Genomic DNA, 20947 nt, shown 5'->3' with positions numbered 1-20947 from the left:
ATCTATTCTCCATAGATTTTTTTCATTGCCTGAGCATTCAATTTACTTGGAACATCATCAAAAACAATTTCTCCATTATTTAATCCAATAACTCTTGTTGCATATTTTTTAGCAAGATCAACATGATGAATATTGATTATTACAGTAATTCCATCTTTTTTATTAATGTTTTTAAAATCTTTCATTACTTGATTTGCAAGAATTGGATCTAAAGCAGAAACTGGCTCATCTGCAATTATTAAAAAAGGTTGTTGAGCTAAAGTTCTAGCTAATGCCACACGTTGTTGTTGGCCACCACTTAAATTATCAGCTCTTATGTATGCATAATCTAATAGATTTAACTTATTTAAAGAATTTAAAGCAATTAGTTTATCTTCTCTTTTAAAAAAACCAATAATCTTGTTAATTCCCTTTTGACTACTTACTCTAGCATTTAAGACATTTTGTAAAACCGTTTTATTTGCAATATTGTTATATTCTTGAGACATTAAACCAATTTTTTGTCTAAGCTTTTGGAGTTTTTTTCCTCTAGTTTTAGTTATTTCATAATGATCTTTTGTCTTATCAAAATCAATGATAATTTCACCTGAAGAAATATCGTTTATTTTATTAATAGTTTTTAAAAGTGTTGTCTTTCCAGCTCCAGATAATCCAATAACTGCAACTAATTCACCTTTATTAATTTCTAAATTTATATTTTTTAAAACTTGTTTTCCATTAGGTCAAACTTTATTTACATTATTAAATAGTATCATTATTTACCAATTTCTATCAACTAATATTTTTTACCATTTTCTTTATAGAATCAATTTTTTCATTAAATTTTGAAATTTCTTTATCTATTGTTTTTTCAGGACGAACGTATGTTACATGATTGTAAATTTTAAATATTTTTTTAGCTTCTTCATTTTTGTTAATTAGATCAACGAATGATTCTCTTACATCTTCTAAAAGTTTTTCATCTCTAAGAACAGATTTTTTTGATTTAGAATAAGAAATACCATCATTATAAATTGACTGAGAAGCACCTATAACCATTGAGTTTTTAAATAAACTCATTTCATTTTTACGTTCTTCTTTTACTTCATTTTCGGTTTTACCATCTGTTTGGCGATCTCTAAAACGAATATCAGAAAAACCAAAAGTAATTGCATATGGACTATTTTCTGGTTTTGCTTCTTTATTTCCAATAGTTGTAGCAGATTCAGTATATGATAAAGCTTTTACAATTCTTCTTTCAGTATCTTTTTTAGTCAACATTTGAAGTATTTCAGATTCAGTTAGGTCAACAAATTCTTTAAGTCATAAAATTGGGTATAAAAATCCAGAACTTGAAGTCTTAGATTTTCCAATACCAATTTTAACTTTAGGATCAAGTATAAGCATTTTAAGAACTTTTTTATATTTTTTAACATTATCAGCTTGGTTATTGGCTTGGTTATTGGCTTGGTTATTATTTTTTAAAAGTTCGTCAATAACATCGTGGTATGATTTTCCTTTTCATTGACTATTTGAATCGGTTTCATTCAATTTTAGATTTTTTAAAATTGGAATATTTGCAAAAACATATGATCTATAATAAATTGTTGGATTTTGAGAGTCATACATTTTTTTTGAATATCCATCCTTTTCATCACTAGGTTTGGCTTTTGAAACTTCCTCTTTATAATTTTTAATTAGCTTAAAAGATACCTCATCATTTATATGTGCTGTAGCTTTATTATTATCAAATTTGTTATTGCCCTTGAAATCATAAAGTGTAGTTTCTGGAGTTACTCCTAATCTTCCAGCGGTTAGTAAAACTCCTAGCTTATCATATGTTTCATCAGATTGTTTGTCACCTCTATAAGCTGAATAAGTATTTACAGGCAGAAACGCAATATCTTCATTTCCATTAGCTAAAGATTGACCAGCGATTTCATAATTTTGACTAGTTGTTATTTTAACTCTTTTATCAAATTTAGTTCCTCTTTTTTCAGCTTTTTTCTTTAACTCTTCAGCTAATAATTTTCCTAGTGGTGCTATTGTTGCTTCAACTTCAGTTTGGTTTTGCGAAGGAATAAATACAACTCTTAATTCATTTTCTCTTTTACCACAAGCAACCGTAACTACAGTAGCACTAGAAGCTATTAAGCTAACTCCCATTAATGATAGTAATTTTTTCATAATTTATTATTCTCTTTCCATTTTTATTTTTACAAACTAAATATAAATATTTAGAAAGTTAGATATTTATTATATAACTTAATTATATAAGAAATCAAATAAGCAATATAGTTAATAAAAACCTTTTATAAAACCTATTAAAAATATAAAAAATATTTCACAATTTAAAAACTATTTCATAAGTAAATAAGTAAAAAAGCACTATTTTTTCATATTTTGTGCTTAAACTTTTGAGAATAAAAACAAACGCAATTATAAAATTGCATTTGTTTTTTTAATTAGAATAATAAGTTTTTTGGAGTTCTTGGGAATGGAATAACATCTCTAATGTTTGATGCTCCAGTAATATACATAACTAATCTTTCAAATCCTAAACCAAATCCAGCTGATTTATAATATCCATATAATCTTAAATTGTTATATCATTCTAATTGGTCAATATCAATATTTACTTCTTTACATCTTTTGATTAGTTTTTCATAATTATCTTCACGTTGACTTCCACCAACTAATTCACCAATTCCAGGAACTAACAAATCAACAGCGGCAACAGTTTTATTATCATCATTTTGTTTCATGTAAAACGCTTTAATTTCTTTTGGATAATTAGTTACAAAAGTTGGAGCTTTATTTACTTGTTCACAAATATATCTTTCATGCTCAGTTCCTAAATCTAATCCAAATTCAATATCTGAAACTTCGAATTTGTGACCATTAGCAACTGCTTGTTTTAAAATTTCAATTGCTTCAGTATAAGTTGTAACTTTAAATTCTGAATTTCTAACACTATTTAATTTGTCAATTAACCCATTTTCTAAGTGTTCATTACAAAATTCTAATTCTCTTCTATTGTGTTTAAAAATGTAATTAATGATATATTTAACCATATCTTGAATTAGTTGAATATTATCTTTTAAATCAGCAAAAGCAACTTCTGGTTCAATCATTCAAAATTCAGCAGCATGTTTTACAGTATTTGAGTTTTCAGCTCTAAAAGTAGGACCAAATGTATAAACTTTTTTAAAAGCTTGAGCAAACGCTTCTGCATGTAATTGGCCTGAAACTGTTAAACTTGCTTTTTTAGCAAAAAAGTCTTTTTCATAATCTGCATCTTCTCTAGTTGTTACTAAAAAAGCTTCCCCAGCTCCTTCAGCATCATTTGAAGTAATAATTGGAGAATGTATGTAAACAAAACCTTTGTTATTAAAAAACTTATGAATAGCATAAGCAGCAGCAGATCTTATTTTAAAAATAGCATTAAAAGTTTTTGTTTTTGCTCTTAAGTGAGCTATTTCTCTTAAATATTCAGTTGTGTGTTCTTTTTTTTGTAGTGGATAATCTTCAATTGCTTGATCAATAAGTTCGATAACATCAGCTTGTAGTTCGAATTTTTGTTGTTTTTCTGGGGTTAAAACAACTCTTCCAACAACTTTAACAATTGAACTAACTCTTGCTTGAAGTGCTTGTTCATATCCTTTAGTTTTAGTTTTATAAACTACTTGTAAATCAGTAAAAGTTGTTCCGTCATTTAAAATCATAAATGAAACAAATTTACCTTGTCTATTAGATCTAACCCTACCAATTATTTCAACTTCTTTATCAAGTAATTCAGAGTGTTGTTCAAATATTTGTCTGATTTCCATAATATCTCCTAATTTAAAATATATTTTTCTATAAATTTACCTACACCACCATTTATATTTGTATCAGTGATATATTTTGCTTTTTGTTTAATTTGATCAACTGCATTTTCTACAGCTACACAATTTGGGATTTCTTCAAACATTGTCATATCATTCATATTATCACCAAATACTACAACATCATTAATATCAATATTTAAGATTTCAGCCATTTTTTTAATAGCTTTTCCTTTAGTTGCTGTAATATTTGTAAATTCATAAATCGGAATAGTTTCAATATGATTTCTCATACTTGTTAAATGATCATCTAATTTTTCAGCTTTAAATCAATCTTCTAGAATTTTGTTTTTTTCTAGTGGAACAAAAATCATAATCTGAACTGGATCAATAAAATCAAAATTACCATCAGTAGAACATATTGTTTTATTAAATCTATCAAATCAATTTCTTTTATTCATACTTTCAACTTCAAAAGGAATGTTGTTTCAATAAACATCACTAGCTGTTGCTGTAAATATAACTGTACAAATATTTAATTCAGTTAATTTTTTAACCATTTTATTAACAATAGCATTATCAATTTTATTTACATAAACTGGTTCAAAACTACTGATTTTTGAAATTAAAGCTCCATTAGCTAAAACAGCTAAATCAACATGTTGACCTATATTAAATAAATCTGCTCTAGGTTTTGCTGATTTATAAGGTTGACCTGTTGCAATTGTTACATGAATATTGTTTTTAATAGCTTTTTCTAATACTGGTTTATCAATATCATTTGCTAATTTTCCATGATGTAAAACAGTTCCATCTAGATCTGTAACAATCAGCTTAATATTTTTTAACATTTACTACTCCTTAATATTTATAAAAAAATGTTGAAATTTCTTTTTTTTCATTAAAATTATTTAGAATGATTTTATCAGTAATTCCCATTTTTTCTAAAGCTCTATTTGTTTTATTATTATCTTTTATAATCTTGTTTTCAAATTGTAAAATTCTATAAATAGTTTGATAATAATGCTCTTTTAAACTTAAGCAATGTTTAGAAGTTTCATAAATTAAAATTTCATCATTTAAGTTAAATTTTTTTCTATTTATAAACATTCTTATTGAATCATTATGACTAGTAATTTTATCTTCAATTGAATGAATAAATAAAATTGGAATTTTAGCTGGACTAATATTTTGCTTTTCAAATTTATTAAATAAATTCATTTCATTTCAATCAGATAAAGTTAAATCTTTTTGTTTTTTTAAAATTCGTTTAATTAAGTAAATATCATATTTTTTTAAAAAAAATCTTTTAATTGTTAATTTTTGTAATTTACTTATTAAAGAACTAATAGTTGCATAACTACTATCACTAATAATAAATTTAACTTTACTTTCTTCTAAGAATTTTTGTTTTGTTAAAGTTAGATAATTAATTACAAAAGCACCCATACTTAAACCAACTAAACCAATAATTTGTATATTTTCAGTTTTATTTAAAAAATTAATAGCAGCAACTAAATCTTTACTTTCTAATAATCCCATTGTTACAAATTGGGTCTCTTCTGAATCACCATGATTTCTAAAATCATAAACTAACACATTATATCCAAGTTCTATAAATTCTTTTGATCAGTATAAACTTCAATATTTATCACCAGAAAATCAATGGCTTACAATAATTCATTTTTTAGAATTATGATCAGTAATATATTTAAGTGCTGAAATTGTTATATTATCACTAGTTTTAAATTTAACTGGAATTAGATTATCATTGATTTTAAACTCTAATTCTTTGTGTTTAAAAAATAATCTCATTACTTTATTTCTTTTATTAATTTCAGGATTCATATAAATATGTTTTTTAGAATGAGATCTTTTAAAATCTACTGAAGTTTCTAATAATTTATGAAATTTAAGAAATGAAATATTTATCGATCGAAATATTTTATTACCCGTTTTTTTAATAAGAGCTCTTTTTTGTTTATGTGTCATAATAATCTTTCTTTTTAAAGTTATTATAATTTGTTTTTTAAAAGAATTTTTTCATATGCTAATTTAGCAATCATAGCTGCATTATCAGTACAATAACTCATTTTAGGAACAAATGTATTTTTAATATTATATTTTTGACCTAATTTTAAAACTATTTTTCTAATTTCACTATTAGCACTTACTCCACCAGCAACAGTTAGAGTTTTTGGGTAAAATTCTTTTATTGCTTTTTCTAGTTTTTTTTCAATGATATTTGTTGCTGTATATTGAAAACTAGCTGCAAAATCTTCTAAATTAATTTCTTGATTTTTTTGTTTTAGATTATGAATTAAATTTATACAAGCAGTTTTTAATCCAGAATAAGAAAAATCATAACTATTATCATCTTTTAAAACAGGTAATGAATAAAAATCTTTATTTCCTTTTAAAGCTAATTTATCTAAAATAGATCCTCCTGGATAAGAAAGCCCTAAAACTCTAGCAACTTTGTCATAGCACTCACCAATAGCATCATCTCTAGTTGATCCAATAATTTTAAAATCATTTGCAGAATTAATAATTTCAATTTGAGTATGACCACCAGATACTACCATTGCTAAAACTGGATATATAAATTCATTTTCAATACTAGCTCCAAAAATATGTCCTTGAATATGATCTAAAGCTAAAATTGGTTTGTTTATATATAAACTAATAGTTTCAGCTACAAGTTTTCCAACAATCAAAGATCCAATTAATCCTGGGGATTTTGTATAAGCTATATAATCAATTTCTTGAATATCTAAATTAGCTTGACTTAAAGCTGCTTTTAGAACTCAATTAAAATTTTGAACATGTAATCTAGCTGCTAATTCAGGAACAACTCCACCAAATATTTGATGATCTTTTATTTGTGAAGAAATTATATTAGTTAGAATTTTGTTATTATCAATAATTGAAATAGAAAATTCATCACAACTTGATTCAATAGCTAAGATTTTCATTTCTCTCCTTTAGTTTATTAAAACTACTTAAAATATATAAGAATAAATAATAAAAAAAAGAATACCCATATTAGTATTAAAAATGGTTGAGTAGTCTTATAAAGTTATATTATTTTTTCTTTACTTTGTTATTAATACTGTCTCTAACTTGACCAGTAGTTCTATGAATAATTACTGATCCCTGACGTTTTTTAGTTAGTTCATTAGCATAAGCAATGGCTTCTTTTTGTGTGTCAAATAATTTAGTAGGGCGTGTGTTTCCAACACCCTTTACTTGTCATTTACCATCATATGGTGTGATATGATAAACTGTTGCTTGTTGTTTTTCAGCCATAGTTCTCCTTTGTTAATAAATTATTAAATATATATATTTTATTTTACTATACAGTTTTTTTAAATGGCTCAATTTTAAATGCAAATTATATGACAATAATTATAAAATTAAAGATATTCATTTTAATGATTATTAAATACAAGTTTTTAAGCAGTAAACTTGTGAATTTAAATAATATAATTTAATTGAGAAAAGAGATGATTTTATGTTAATAAATGATACAGTAGTTGCCCCTGCTACAAATATTTCAACTCAAGCTATTGCTTTAATTAGAGTTAGTGGTTCTGAAGCTTTTTTAATAGTTAACAAACTAATTAAAGATAAAAAGCTAGAAGAGAAAAGAGGACTATTTTTAAGAAAATTGTATTTTGAAGACGAATTAATTGATGAAGTAGTTTTATCTTGTTTTGTTGCTCCTAACTCTTTTACTGGTGAAAATGTTGTTGAAATTGCTTGTCATGGTGGAATTTTAAATACTAATAAAATCATCAATATTTTAATTCAATCAGGAGCTAGAATGGCTTTAAGAGGAGAATTTAGTCAACGCTCTTTTTTAAATGGAAAAATTGATTTAATTCAAGCTGAGGGTATTAATAATTTAATTCATGCAAAAAACGATTTAGCTTTAAAAATTGGTGTTGCTAATATGAGTGGATCTAATAATAAAGCAATTATTGAATTAAAAGATAATTTATTAGATATTATTAGTCGTATTCAAGTTTCAATTGATTATCCTGATTATGATGATGTTGAAGGCTCAAGTATAGAAGATTTAACTAATTTATTAGAAATTATTAATGATCAAATTAATAAACTTTTAATGAGATCTAAAATGGCTTTCAAAAACTCTGAAGGAATCAAAACTGCTATTGTTGGTCAAACTAATGTTGGCAAATCATCAATTTTAAATGCTTTAATTAATGAAGACAAAGCAATTGTTACAGATATCCCAGGAACTACTAGAGATATAGTTGAAGGACAAATTAATTTAGAAAATGTTAGTTTAAATTTAATTGATACTGCTGGAATTAGAAAAACTAGTGATGTTGTTGAAAATTTAGGAATTTTAAAATCTAAAAACTTAATTAATGAAGCTGATTTAGTTTTATTTGTTGTTAATAAAGAAAATATCAATGATTTAGATAATCAAGAAATTTTTGAACTTTTAAAAAACAAAACTTATATTTTAATTGTAAATAAAGCTGAAAAGCTAAGCAAAACTGAAAAACAAAACTTAGAAAAAAAATATGAAAATATTGTATTTACTAGCGCTATAAATCACAATATAGACCAGTTAGTTTTAAGAATCAATCAAATGTATTTAAATGAAGAAATTAATAAAAACGATGAATTAATTTTAATTGGATTAAATCAAATTACTTTAGTTGAACAAATCAAAAATAAACTTTCAACTGCTTTGAGCGTAATTAAATCAGGAATGCCAATTGATATAGTTAATGTTGATTTATATGATGCTTGAAACTTGTTAAACGAACTAATTGGTGTTGAGTATGAAGACGAAATTATTGACAATATTTTTAGAAAATATTGTTTAGGAAAATAAAAAAAATCAACCTATTTAGGTTGATTAATATTATTTTATGGATTGAAAAATTAAGCACTCATTAAGCGTGACTTTTCTCTAGCAGCTTTATTATCTTTAAAAATTCCCTTTTTTAAACCTTTATCTACTAAACTTACTGCATGATTAACTAATTCAGCTTTATTTGCTTCATCATTAGATTTTGCATTTAAAGCTTTTTTAATAGCTGTTTTAATTTCTGATTTAAAAGCTTTATTTGCTAATCTAGATTTTTCATTAGTTAAAACACGTTTTTTTTGAGATTTAATATTTGCCATTTTTTTCAACTCCTTTTATAAAAAATAATTATAATACAAAAATAAGTATAACAAAATTTACCTAAATTTAAAAAAAATATTAATGGTTCTTTTTATTTTTTTTAATAACTTATTAATTTTATTATTACATATAATATAAAAAAAATGAACTTATAAAAATTCATTTTATAGTTAAAACTATTAATCAAATTGATTAGATTACAAATATTTAAGATTAATTATATTTAATATTTATATAGTTTTTATTTAAGCTTAAATATAATACTAATTTGTATTTTAAAAAATAGTAAGCTAATTTAATTTTCTATACTTTATGTTTTTATAAAATTTAATCTTTAAAATAATATAATTTTATTAATGTAAAAGGAGAATTATGTATAAATCAAAGCTAACTATTAAACAAACTCAACAAGCTATTCAAGATATTAAATTTAGTTTAACTAAACAATTAAAACAAAATTTAAATTTAACAAGAGTTTCAGCTCCACTTTTTGTAACTTCAGAATCTAAAATTAATGATGGTTTAAATGGTGAAATTCCAGTTGGATTTACTCCAAAGCAATGAACTGAAGATTTAGAAATAGTTCACTCACTTGCAAAATGAAAAAGATATGCATTAGATAAATATAATTTTAATATTGGTGAAGGAATTTGAGCTGATATGAATGCTATTAGAAAAGATGATATTGTAGATTATAAGCATTCTTTATATGTTGATCAGTGAGATTGAGAACTAATTATAAGTAATGATCAAAGAAATTTTGAGTTTTTAAAACAAGTAGTTATTAAAATTTATGATTCAATTAGATATGTTGAACATAAAATAAATTTTAAATACCCAGAATTAGTAGACAAATTACCAAAACAACTAACATTTATAGATTCACTAGATTTATATAATAAATATCCTCATTTAACTGCTGAACAAAGAGAAGATGAAATTGTAAAAGAATTTAAAGCAGTATTTATTTATAAAATTGGACATAATTTACCAGATAATTTTCCACATTCTAAAAGAGCTTTTGATTATGATGACTGAAATTTAAACGGTGATTTAATTTTTTATGATAAAGTTAATGACAAAGCTTTAGAAATTAGTTCAATGGGAATTAGAGTTAATGCTAAAAGCTTAAGTGAACAAATTAAAATATTAAATAAAACAAATTTGGATTTAGGTTTATATCACAATCAAGTACTTAATAATAAATTACCTTTAACTATTGGTGGAGGAATTGGTCAAAGTAGGTTAAGTATGTTTTTATTAGAAAAAGCACATATTGGTGAAGTACAAGTAAGTGTGTGAGAAAAACAATATAAAGAAGACTTAAAAAAACAAGGAATAACTTTATTGTAAAAAGTTATAAAACTTGTTTTTTTGTTATGTATTAATAAAAGAAAGGAGAATTAAAAAATGTCAATATCTTTGATAAAAAAGAACTATGAAAATGAAATCAAAAAATTAGTTAAGTATTTAGATCCAATTTGAAATGTAGAAACAGTTTGTCAAAAACTTAAGTTTTTAGAAAACAATATGTTTAAAACAACGCCATTTTTTAACCCTAATCAATTAAAAATACTATTTAAATTAATGTTAATAAATAATGATTTTAAAGATAAAATTACAAGTGAAATTCTTAACATTATTCTTAGTAAAGAAGTTTTAGAATGAAAGTTTTTAGACGATTTAATTAAGTTTTACACTTTAGTTTTAACTTATGATGATGTTTGACAAGAAGATAAAATTTCACAATTTGCTATAGAAAATAATATTATTGATATAGAACAATTTTTCACAGATTATTTAACTAAAAATAATTTAAAGAGCATAGATTATCAACAAAAATATATTAAACAAAATTTAAATGATTTAAAAAAACAAAAACAATTTTTAAAAGAACTTGAAAATATAGACGACTCTGATTATATAAATATTGATCTTAATACACTAACTATAATTAGCAAAGTGAATGCTTCAGATATTAATTTTATGTATAAGGACTATGTTATAAAGGAGTTTATAAATATATTAAAAAATTAGTAGTTAATTTATTTGTATATAGATTTTACAAACAACTTAGTTTATTAAAAAATGAGTTGTTTTTTATTATTTAAAAAGTTACTTGAATAAACTAGTTATTAATAAAATAAAATATTTATGAGTTAAATTTATAAATTTTAAAAAACGTATTTAGAAAGGAGAAAAAAGTGAAAAACAATTTTAAGTTATTTATCATTACATTTGTGTGCATAACGTTTTTTATCTGATATTATGTCAATATTGATGACATAGTTTTATATAGTATAACAACAAACAAAAATGATGAACCAATAAGAATTACTATGGGTTCATCTAATTGGGTTGAAGAATGAAATAAAATTTTAAGTACTAATTTTTATTCAACAACTCCTATAAATGTTTGAAAAGAAAGAATCAATATAACTGGTCTAAAATTTTACGGTTTTATTGAACATAACTCAATTTCAAGTTATTTAATAACTCTGTCAAAAGTTGGGCTTGGATCTTTATGTTTTTTCTTATTAACATTTTTTTGTAAAAGAACTATTTTCAATCCTTTTAGAAGCGTTTTTAGATATTTAAAAAATAGAAACAACTACATTACTTTAGAAATGAATCAAACATTAAATTTTCTTAATAAATTATTAGATAAAAATGTAAAAAAGCGTAAAAAGAAAAAAGTATTGAAGTCTATTAATGATTTTAAAAGAATTTCTTACAAGCCAGTTTATTTAACAAGATTAATAGACGATCTTAGAAATTCCTTTTTAACAGACAAATTAAAAGATGAATGATCTTATTATGAAAAATTAATTTCTTTAGTTATTGGATATATAAAAGAAATTAAAAAAAAAGAAATAGAAGCAATAAAAAATCATAATAAACCAGATGAACTATTTCCTGTAGTTAGAAGAGCTATAGAATATTATTCAACAAAATCATCTTATTATAATTATTATCGTATAAACGCAAGTCAAAAAAATCGAGATTCTATAGAAATAATAATTACTTGTAACACTAATTTTTATATAACTTCACTTTTTGCTATTAATTTTTCATTTTTTATAATTTCATTTTTTATAATTGGGTTTGCTATTAATTTTATATGATTTAAAAAAATAGATTTTCAAATATTTTCTAGTTTAAGAATTATTTTACCATTTATTTTGACTGCCTTTTTACTTTCTATAATCATAACCTCTTTATATGTTTCAAAACAAACTAAAAGTTCTAATAATAGTATTGAAAATAAGAAGTATAAAAAAAACGAATCTAACTTTGATCGAAAGAACTATTTATATATAATTCTATATTTTCTAATTTTACTTATATTTTTGGGTCTAATTTTTTCTTATGGAAAATTATTATCTGCCGTCAATCCAGATTTTACAAAACAAAATGATCCATTATTAACAAGACAAATAGATATGATTATGTATAATATCCTTTTTTTATGCCTAATGATATATTGATTTTGTTCATTTGATGATCTACTTAGAAAAGAAAATAAAATAACTATTTTACTATGTATTAAAAATGTAATACCACAGTTTTTTTGTTTTATTTTCTTTATGATAATTAGTCTTTGTTTTAAATATAGTTGACAAAAAGGGTTGATAAGTAACTATAGTAGATTGCTTTTATTAATACTTATTCTTGAATGAGTATTTTTAATTTTGTTTGAACCAGTAATATATAATATATTTTATTTTTCCTATTATAAATGTTGTGTAGGATTTAAATTTATAAAGGAAAAAATAAAAAAATAAAATTATTTATAGTAAAACGAAGTGTTTATTGTAAAACCATAACCAAAAAATGGTATAAATCTTTCAAAATAAAAGTCTTTATTTAGATTCTAAAAAAGCAACTAAATAAGTTGTTTTTTTATTTTGCTATGTATTTATGCTACTTTTTATATAAAAATATCTATTAAATTATTAAAAATAATTTAATTTAGTTTTTGTGTTAGATTCTAAGTCTTTAAATATTGTAAAATACAAGAGAAAGCAGAAAAAGATCAATTTTGAAAGGGCGTATATGAAAACTGTAGAAAAATGATCGCAAAATAATAGAATGCTTTATGGAACCATTCTATGAGCTTTTATTGGTTTTGGTTATTTATTATTTATTGCTAACTGAGCTTTTGCAATTGGTTTAGCTGGTGGAGGAATTAAAGATGGTGTTCATTCACCAGGGTTTTTATCTTATTTTCAAATTGAAAATACAGCTTCATTTCAATTAATAGATAAAGCTGCTAACTGAGCAATTACTTTTGGTAGAGGTATTGGTTCAGTTGTTGTTGCCTTTTTGTTAGTAAAATTTGCACATAAAAAAGCAACTCTAATTGCTTGTATAATGACCTTATTTGGTTTACCAGCAATTTTTATGCCAGGTGCAAAATATGGTTATGTATTGTTTTTAATTTTAAGAACAGTTATGGCTATTGGTGGAACAATGTTAACTATATTATTTCAACCAGTTGCTGCTAACTTCTTTACTAAAAAAACAAAGCCTATTTATTCTCAAATAGCAATCGCATTTTTCCCACTAGGTTCAATTATTTCTCTTGTACCATTTGTTATTGCTGGAAATAGTGCAAGTGTTGATATGTTAAGAAGTAACTGAAGAACAATCTTTTTAGTTATGTCATTACTTTATCTAATTCCACTAATTGCAGTATTTTTATTAGGAACTAATTTTGATGTTAAAAAAGATTCAAATGAACCTAAAGTTAATGGATTTAAAGTATTAAAAGATTATTTAAAAACCAAAGCTACTTATGCTTGATTATTAGTTTTTGGTGGTTGATTAATTGTTGCTGTGTTTCCAACTTCACTAAGTTTAGTGTTATTTCCTTGAATTTCTGGTTTACAAAATGAGTCAATGGGAACTCAAATAAGAATTTGACAAATATTATTTTTATTTGCAGGAACTATTGGTCCAGTGGTAATTGGGTTATGATCAAGATTTAATTTAAAAAGAAGATGATATATAGCAACACTTATAGGATTTGGAATTATATTATTTATAATCTCAATTGTTGTTTATAAATATGGATTATCTCCTAGTTATAATAAAGAAACTAAATCTTTAGAAGGTAATTATAAAGGTTGACTAGTATTATTTTATATTTTAGGATTTTTAACTGGATTTTGTACTTGAGGAATAGAGGCAGTTATTTTAAACTTACCTCATGAATATAAAGATGCAGATCCTAAAACTATTGGTTGAATGTTTAGTTTAATTTGAGGATTTGGATACATGTTCTTTACATTATCTCTAATCATCATTACTTCAATTCCTTTAATTAAATCAATTAACCAATCCACAACAGCAATTATTCAATTAGTACTAATAGTTATATTAGGGTTAATGTCATTTATTGGATTATTGATGTTAAAAGAACCAAAAGATGATGCAAAAACTTTTCCAAGTTTTAAATCTAAAGAAAAGCAAGTAAAATAGTTAAAAAATTCCTTTGATCTTATGATCTTAGGAATTTTTTATTTTCTTTATTTTTTTCTTTAATTTTATTAACAAAATAAATTGTAATATCTTTAATAATTTATAAAAAAAGTAATCCAGTTACTTTTTTATATTTTATTTAGTTTAACAATTAGTAAATATTTTTTATAAAAGCTTAATGTTTCAAAAATAGCTTTATTTATTAAAAAAAGACTCTTATTTTATCAAAATTTAAGCCTATATTACAAAATTTTGTTTGCTAAATAAATTCATAAATTAATAAAATATATAATTATTTATAGGTAATAATTATTTAAAAAATTTTTTAAAAGCCTATTTATATATGTATTGATTAGCTATTTTAAATAGCAATCTATAATCAATAGAAAGAAATAAAGAGATATGAAAATATCAAAAAAACCATCAAGTAAATATCTACTTGTAGCTAGAATACTTTTAGGACTATTTTTCGTTGCTTTTATTACTATTTTTGTTTTAAAACTAATTAATGTAAATAAGACAAACGGAAAAATTGGTGCTGATTTTATGACAGTTTTAACTGGTTTTGGAGTAACATTAGCTAAACCAGTTAAATGAGGAGCTGGGTTAGATGAGTTTTGTAATATTGCTTTAATTACTTGAATACCATTAATACTAATAGTTTCTCTGATTTTTTACATTTTGTATTACAAGAACTTAGTAAAAACTATTCAAGTTGAAGATTCAACAACTAAATTAGATATCACAATTCAAACTGAAGGTGATGTTATTGTTGAAACAGAAACTGAAAAACCTGATAAAAAAGAAGAAATTATGGTTGTTGAATCAGAACCAATAGCTGAATCTAAAACAATGTTTGAATCAAAAACAATCCTTGAACCAGAACCAATAGCTGAATCTAAAACAATGTTTGAATCAAAAACAATCCTTGAACCAGAACCAATGGATGAATCAAAACCAATGTTTGAATCAGAACAAATGGATGAAACAAAGCCAATGATTGAATCAGAACAAATGGATGAAACAAAGCCAATGATTGAATCAGAACCAATAGCTGAATCAAAACCGGTTGCTGAAGCAAAACCAGTAATTGAAACTAAATTAGTTATGCTTCCTACTCCTGTTGAAATTAAAAAAACAACAGAAAAATCAAAACCTAATAAAAAACGTAAAAAGAAAAAAACTTATCCACAAGTTACAAAAGGTATGTTACTAGAAGAACTTTATGAAGATCTTGAGTTTGTAGAGATGACTAAAGTTTCAATTAAAACAATTTTTGATAAAGCTTTTATTGTAGCAAGTAAAAACTTAGCTGCAGGAGATCATATTGTTCTTGCTAAATTTGGTAAATTTGAAACAATAGAAAAAGAAGCTGAAATGAAAATTAATCCTTTAACTCAAGAACAAATTGAAGTTCCTGCACATAAAATTGTTAAATTTAAATTATCTAAATCTATTAAAGAAAAAATGAATAAATAAGGACAAAATGGCAAGTATATAACTGCCATTTTTTGTTTGTTTTTATTTTGATATATAATTATTGTATTGAAAGGTATTTATGTTTAACAAAAAACAAGATAATTTTAAAAAATCTTTAGATTATAAAAAACAAGATTATGTAATTAAAATAGCTAATACAAATCTTAATGAGTTAAATAGTTTTTTAGATACAAAAATAGGTTTAAATAGTAAAACTAGAAAAGATAATATTTCAAAATTTGGAACTAACCAAATTGTTGTTCAAAAATTTTCAATATTTAAAAAAATATTAGAGAGTTTAGTTGAACCTTTTAATTTGTTGTTGTGATTTATTGGAATTTTAGAATTTATTATTTATTTTTTATTTCAAAAAAACTGAATTACTTTAATCTCTGCTTTAATAATAATTTTTATGATTTTTTTAGCTTCTATTGTGGATTTTATTCAAGAATATAAAGCTTATAAACTTAATTTAAAACTAACTAAAATAATAGAAAATGATGTTTTTATAGTTAATCATGAAATAAATGATTTTAATTCATTAAATTATCAAAGTATTAAAGCTGATATTATAAAAGAAAAACAATCACAACTAACAATAGGAGATGTTGTTTATTTAACAAAAGGAGATATTGTTCCTAGTGATTGTAAAGTAATTTGAGCTGAAAATCTTTATTTAGATGAATCAACTTTAACTGGTGAATCTAAAGCTATTAAAAAGCAAATTAATAACAATAATATTTCTTTTTTAGAATTACAAAATATTTTATATAAAGAAACTTTAGTAGTTTCTGGAAATTGTTTAGCTGTTGTAATTAATATTAATAAAGATAATTATTCTAATTCATTATTAGATTTAATAAAAGCTGATTTTATTACTGATTATGAAAAAGGAATTAATAAAGTTACTAAGATTTTAATTTATTTAATCTCTATTCTAGTATTTATTATTACTTTTATTTCTTTATTAAAAAGTGGAATTAGTAATTGAACTTCAAGTTTAGTATTTGGTTTGTCAATAGCTGTTTCACTAACTCCTGAAGCTTTACCTGCTATTATTTCATCTAATTTAAAACTAGCTTCAAAAAGATTATCTAAAAATAAAGTTGTTATTAAAAAACTATCGGTTATGCAAAATATTGGATCAGTTAATGTTTTAACAACTGATAAAACTGGAACTTTAACATTAGATAAAATTAATATTTGCACTTATTTAGATATTAATAATCATAAAAATAAATTATTAAAAGATTACTTTTTTTATAATGCTTATTTTCAAAATAACTTATTTGATAGTATTGATAAAGCTATTGTTGATGAATTTAAAACCAATTTAAATAATGTCAATTTTATTGATCAATTAAGTTTTGATCATAACTTTAGAATATCTTCAGCTTTAATTAAACTTAATCAATCTAATTTATTAATTACTAAAGGTAGTTTAGAAGAAATTTTAGAAATTACTAGTTTTATTAATATAAACAATCAAATTATTAGTTTAGATGAACAATATAAAAACAAAATTACAAATCAAGTTAATAGTTATACTAAAAAAGGTTATAAAGTTTTAATTTTAAGTTATAAACACTCTGATGTTATTGATAATAAAGATTTAATTTATTTAGGAATGATAGTGTTTAATGATCTTATTAGAGATAATGTTAGACAAGTTATTAAAACTTTTAAAGATTACAATATTGATATTAAAGTACTAAGTGGAGATAGTTTATATACTTGTAAAAATGTATGTAAACAAGTTGGAATTGATACTAATAGTAGTTTAATAGGAAAAGATCTTAATAAATTAAATGAAAATAAACTAAAAAATATTAGTCAGTCAGTAAATATATTTTATAAATTATCTCCTCTAGATAAAGCTAAAATAATAGATAGTTTGATGAACAATAACGTTGTAGCTTTTTTAGGTGATGGAGTTAATGATGCTATTGGTTTAAAAAAAGCTGATGTAGGAATTTCAGTAAATAATGCTTCTAGTTTAGCAAAACAATCTGCTGATGTTATTTTATTAGAAAAAGATTTAAATGCTTTAGAACATGCTTTTATTATTGGAAGAAAAACTTTTAGTAATGCGATTAAATACATTAAAATCACAGTTGCTTCTAATTTTGGAATTTTGTTAACTTTACTATTATCTACAATTTTTTTTAAATTTGAAGTAATGTCACCAATCCAGTTACTTATTCAAAATTTAATTTTTGATTTTGCAAATTTAATTTTTGTATTTGATAATGTTGATGAATCAACTATTAAAAAGCCACAAAAATGAAATATTAAATCAATTGTTCCTTTTGCTATATTTAATGGATTAACTCAAACTATAATTAGTTTTATTAACTTTATAATTTTATATTTTAGTTTTAAAATAAATGGATCAGATAAACATTCAATAGAGTTATTTCAAACTTGTTATTTTATTGAGTGTATATTAACTCATATTATGATTATTTTAGTTTTAAGAACACAAAAAGTATCGTTTTTTAAATCACTAGCTTCTAGTCAAATGCTAATTGGTATGTTATTTTTTAGTACTGTTCCATTTTTAATCGCTTTTATTAGTAGTAACTTTTCTAATAGCTTAGGCTTTAGTGTAATGGTTGGTAATTTAAATAATACTAATTTATCTTGATGGTTTTTAGTTTTATTATCTTTAGAAATACTAGCTTGAATTATTGGTGAATTAATTAAAAAATTATATTTAAAGATTTTTAAAAATTGATTATAATAGCTATTATATTTTTTAATTTTATGATATTTTTAAAGTTAAAAGAAAGGTTTAATATATGAAAAACAAGTCTAGATTTTTTGAGTTTCTAACTTTGTTTATGATGTCTGTTGGGACGATTGTTGGATCTGGTATTTATGTTAAAAATAGAGATATTTTAATTGAAACACATAATCCAATCATTGCTATTGTATTATGAACTGCAGTTGGAATTTCTTGTATAGCTGTAGTTTATTTATTTTTAGAAATATCTTCTTCTACAGAAAATGGAACTATTGGTTCTTGATCAAGAGCTTTTTTTGGACATAAAGTTGGTTCTTTTTTTGCTAATTTTCAAACAATGTTTTATGCTCCGGTTAACCAAGCAATTTTTACTTCAGCTTTATTAGCTTATTTTTTAAATATTTTTGATCTTAAGTTATATGGCTATCAATATTTATTAATTTTTTTATTAGTTGGTGCTGTTATTATCTTATTAACTAATATATTAAATGTATTTAGTATTAAAGGTTCTAAGGCGATTCAAATTTTTGGAACAGGGTTTAAATTTTTTCCACTAATTATTGCACTTATTGCTGGATTTATTTTAGCTGATCATTTTGGTGCTTTGCAAAATAATGGGGTTAATGTTAGAGGAATAACTGATTCATCAAAGCAATGATCTCGTACTGATTTTGATCCATTGCTATTTTTTAGAGGTTTTGGTGGAATTTTATTTGCTTTTGATGGTTTTATTTATATTTGTAATTCCAAAAAAAGAGCAAAACACGCTGATGTTGTACCAATTGCTTTAGTTTCAGCTATGGCATTTGCTGCAGTGTTTTATTTAATAATGTCACTTTCTTTAATTTTAGGATCTCCAGATGGTTCTATTGAACAATTATTAGAAAGAGTATTTAATAATGGTCAACCATTAAAAAATCAAGTAAATCACACTGTTAAAGTGATAGTTGCAATTATTTCAATGATTATTTGTTTTTTAGGTTTAAATGCTTATTCTTATATTGGAATGGCTGGTTTAGAATCAGATGTTATTGATAAGTTAAGTTATGTAAAATCTGTTGATGATAAACACCGTTTTAAAAAAATTGGTTTAATTCAAGGTGTAATTTCATATGCAATTTTTGCAATTTTTATTATTGTTGGTGCAAGTTCAAGTATTAGTTTAAATAAACAAATTAATGTTATTGAAGCAACTGATTCAGCTTCAGGAATGTTGTATTTAATTCAAATTATGTCTTCAACTTGTTCTTGTTTATCATTTGCTATGATGGCTAGTTTGATAGTAGCTGCTCTCATTAATAGAAAAACTAACAAAGTTGAAGTTAAAAAAATTAAAGGATTTGTACCATTAGCAATTTTTGGATTGATTACTTTTATTTTCTTTTCATTAATGGGATTGTTTACTTTTATAGTTCCTTTAGATGTTATTAGAAGTGGGCATAGCTGATGAAAAGCTCAACATTCTCAAGGACCATTATTCTTATTGCTAATGGTTTTGGGTCTAATATTTGTTGCTATTCTTTGATATAATCAGAACAAAAGACTTATAGGAGGTCTTTGTTTAAAAAATGATAGCTTACAACAAAAAACAAGAACAAGATAATAATTTTGAACTAGAAAAACAAACAAAATATAGTAAAGTTCAAATGCTAAGACAATATTTTTTACTATCTACTAACAAAATCGCACTTTTAGCAACATTACTTGCTTTACAAATATTACTAACTTTATTTTCTAAATATGCAATGGGTGCTTTAGTACTTTTTGCAAGTGCACCTTATTTAAAATTAGAAATTAATTATTGAGTATCAGCTATTGTTTTAATATCAACTAATTTATTTTGAGGCTTAATATTTACAGTTGCTTCTGTTTGAATGAGATTATTATTAGGAAGCGAACCTGTTGGATTATTATCATTAATGTTAGTTGATGGATCAGCAATTATAGGCTTTGCAACAGTTTTTTTTATTGTTAAAAAAGTGTTTATTCATTCAAATAAATTAGAAGTTTTTATAAAATTTGAGATATTATTTGTTATTTTATCTTCAATATTTGCAACACTATTTGGTAGTTTGGTTGCATATGTAAGCAATGCTACATTTATATTTGAATTATATGGACAAAAACCAAATCCTGCTATATTGGGTATAACCTTTTTATTTACTATTATAAAGTTAGTAATTAATCATGCAATATTTTGTTTGATATATAAAAGAGTAAAAGTGTTAGTAAAAAAATTAGCTAGAGCCTAGTGGCTCTTTT

17 protein-coding genes are annotated in these 20947 nt (G+C 23.4%); 9 read left to right on the top strand and 8 right to left on the bottom strand.

What is annotated here, in order from left to right; genetic code table 4:
• Positions 1–2 precede the first annotated feature (2 nt).
• The 7 genes from phnC to MSB_RS04205 all read right to left on the bottom strand — a co-directional run bounded on the left by phnC (position 3) and on the right by MSB_RS04205 (position 7115).
• Entirely contained in the window at positions 3–755 is a 753-nt protein-coding gene (phnC, locus tag MSB_RS04235) for a phosphonate ABC transporter ATP-binding protein (RefSeq protein WP_013448104.1), read from the bottom strand.
• 13 nt (positions 756–768) lie between these two features.
• Positions 769–2166, bottom strand: coding sequence for a Vmc-like lipoprotein signal peptide domain-containing protein (locus tag MSB_RS04230; RefSeq protein ID WP_013448103.1), 1398 nt, complete (start codon positions 2164–2166; stop codon positions 769–771).
• 278 nt (positions 2167–2444) lie between these two features.
• On the bottom strand, positions 2445–3809 hold the full coding sequence (gene asnS, locus MSB_RS04225) for an asparagine--tRNA ligase (RefSeq protein ID WP_013448102.1): 1365 nt from the start codon (positions 3807–3809) through the stop codon (positions 2445–2447).
• An 8-nt stretch (positions 3810–3817) separates the two neighbouring features.
• On the bottom strand, positions 3818–4657 hold the full coding sequence (locus tag MSB_RS04220; protein WP_013448101.1) for an HAD family hydrolase: 840 nt from the start codon (positions 4655–4657) through the stop codon (positions 3818–3820).
• Between the two features lie 10 nt (positions 4658–4667).
• Positions 4668–5798: an alpha/beta hydrolase gene (locus MSB_RS04215; protein ID WP_041362282.1), complete on the bottom strand. Its 1131-nt coding sequence runs from the start codon at positions 5796–5798 to the stop codon at positions 4668–4670.
• 23 nt (positions 5799–5821) lie between these two features.
• Positions 5822–6781: a tRNA (adenosine(37)-N6)-threonylcarbamoyltransferase complex transferase subunit TsaD gene (tsaD, locus tag MSB_RS04210; RefSeq protein ID WP_013448099.1), complete on the bottom strand. Its 960-nt coding sequence runs from the start codon at positions 6779–6781 to the stop codon at positions 5822–5824.
• Between the two features lie 109 nt (positions 6782–6890).
• Positions 6891–7115, bottom strand: coding sequence for a DUF2188 domain-containing protein (locus MSB_RS04205; protein ID WP_013448098.1), 225 nt, complete (start codon positions 7113–7115; stop codon positions 6891–6893).
• 205 nt (positions 7116–7320) lie between these two features.
• Between MSB_RS04205 and mnmE the strand changes: the two genes are divergently transcribed.
• Positions 7321–8679 (top strand): tRNA uridine-5-carboxymethylaminomethyl(34) synthesis GTPase MnmE, encoded by a 1359-nt coding sequence (gene mnmE, locus MSB_RS04200; protein ID WP_013448097.1) that lies wholly within the window; start codon positions 7321–7323, stop codon positions 8677–8679.
• Between the two features lie 50 nt (positions 8680–8729).
• Here mnmE and rpsT read toward each other — a convergent pair whose 3' ends face one another.
• The gene (rpsT, locus tag MSB_RS04195) at positions 8730–8975 is read right to left on the bottom strand and encodes a 30S ribosomal protein S20 (RefSeq protein ID WP_013448096.1); all 246 of its coding nucleotides are present in this window, start codon (positions 8973–8975) and stop codon (positions 8730–8732) included.
• A 373-nt stretch (positions 8976–9348) separates the two neighbouring features.
• Between rpsT and MSB_RS04190 the strand changes: the two genes are divergently transcribed.
• From MSB_RS04190 to MSB_RS04155, 8 genes are all read left to right on the top strand, one after another.
• Positions 9349–10329 carry an aspartate--ammonia ligase gene (locus MSB_RS04190; protein ID WP_013448095.1) on the top strand — a complete coding sequence of 327 codons (981 nt, stop codon included), beginning with the start codon at positions 9349–9351 and terminating at the stop codon, positions 10327–10329.
• Positions 10330–10386: 57 nt separating this feature from the next.
• Entirely contained in the window at positions 10387–11013 is a 627-nt protein-coding gene (locus MSB_RS04185) for a hypothetical protein (protein WP_013448094.1), read from the top strand.
• A gap of 167 nt (positions 11014–11180) precedes the next feature.
• On the top strand, positions 11181–12761 hold the full coding sequence (locus MSB_RS04180) for a hypothetical protein (protein ID WP_013448093.1): 1581 nt from the start codon (positions 11181–11183) through the stop codon (positions 12759–12761).
• A 271-nt stretch (positions 12762–13032) separates the two neighbouring features.
• Positions 13033–14460, top strand: a complete 1428-nt coding sequence (locus tag MSB_RS04175) for a hexose phosphate transporter (protein ID WP_013448092.1) — start codon at positions 13033–13035, stop codon at positions 14458–14460.
• A 402-nt stretch (positions 14461–14862) separates the two neighbouring features.
• Positions 14863–15939 (top strand): HU family DNA-binding protein, encoded by a 1077-nt coding sequence (locus MSB_RS04170; protein WP_013448091.1) that lies wholly within the window; start codon positions 14863–14865, stop codon positions 15937–15939.
• A 79-nt stretch (positions 15940–16018) separates the two neighbouring features.
• Positions 16019–18682 carry an HAD-IC family P-type ATPase gene (locus tag MSB_RS04165; RefSeq protein ID WP_013448090.1) on the top strand — a complete coding sequence of 888 codons (2664 nt, stop codon included), beginning with the start codon at positions 16019–16021 and terminating at the stop codon, positions 18680–18682.
• Between the two features lie 58 nt (positions 18683–18740).
• Positions 18741–20288, top strand: coding sequence for an APC family permease (locus MSB_RS04160; RefSeq protein WP_013448089.1), 1548 nt, complete (start codon positions 18741–18743; stop codon positions 20286–20288).
• Positions 20254–20937 carry an ECF transporter S component gene (locus MSB_RS04155; protein ID WP_013448088.1) on the top strand — a complete coding sequence of 228 codons (684 nt, stop codon included), beginning with the start codon at positions 20254–20256 and terminating at the stop codon, positions 20935–20937. Before MSB_RS04160 ends, MSB_RS04155 begins: the two co-directional genes overlap by 35 nt.
• The last annotated feature ends 10 nt before the right edge of the window (positions 20938–20947 follow it).

The organism is Mycoplasma leachii PG50, assembly GCF_000183365.1.
GTDB lineage: Bacteria > Bacillota_I > Bacilli_A > Mycoplasmatales > Mycoplasmataceae > Mycoplasma > Mycoplasma leachii.
Note: the sequence above shows the minus strand (reverse complement) of the source record. Positions and strands in the feature narration are given on the sequence as shown.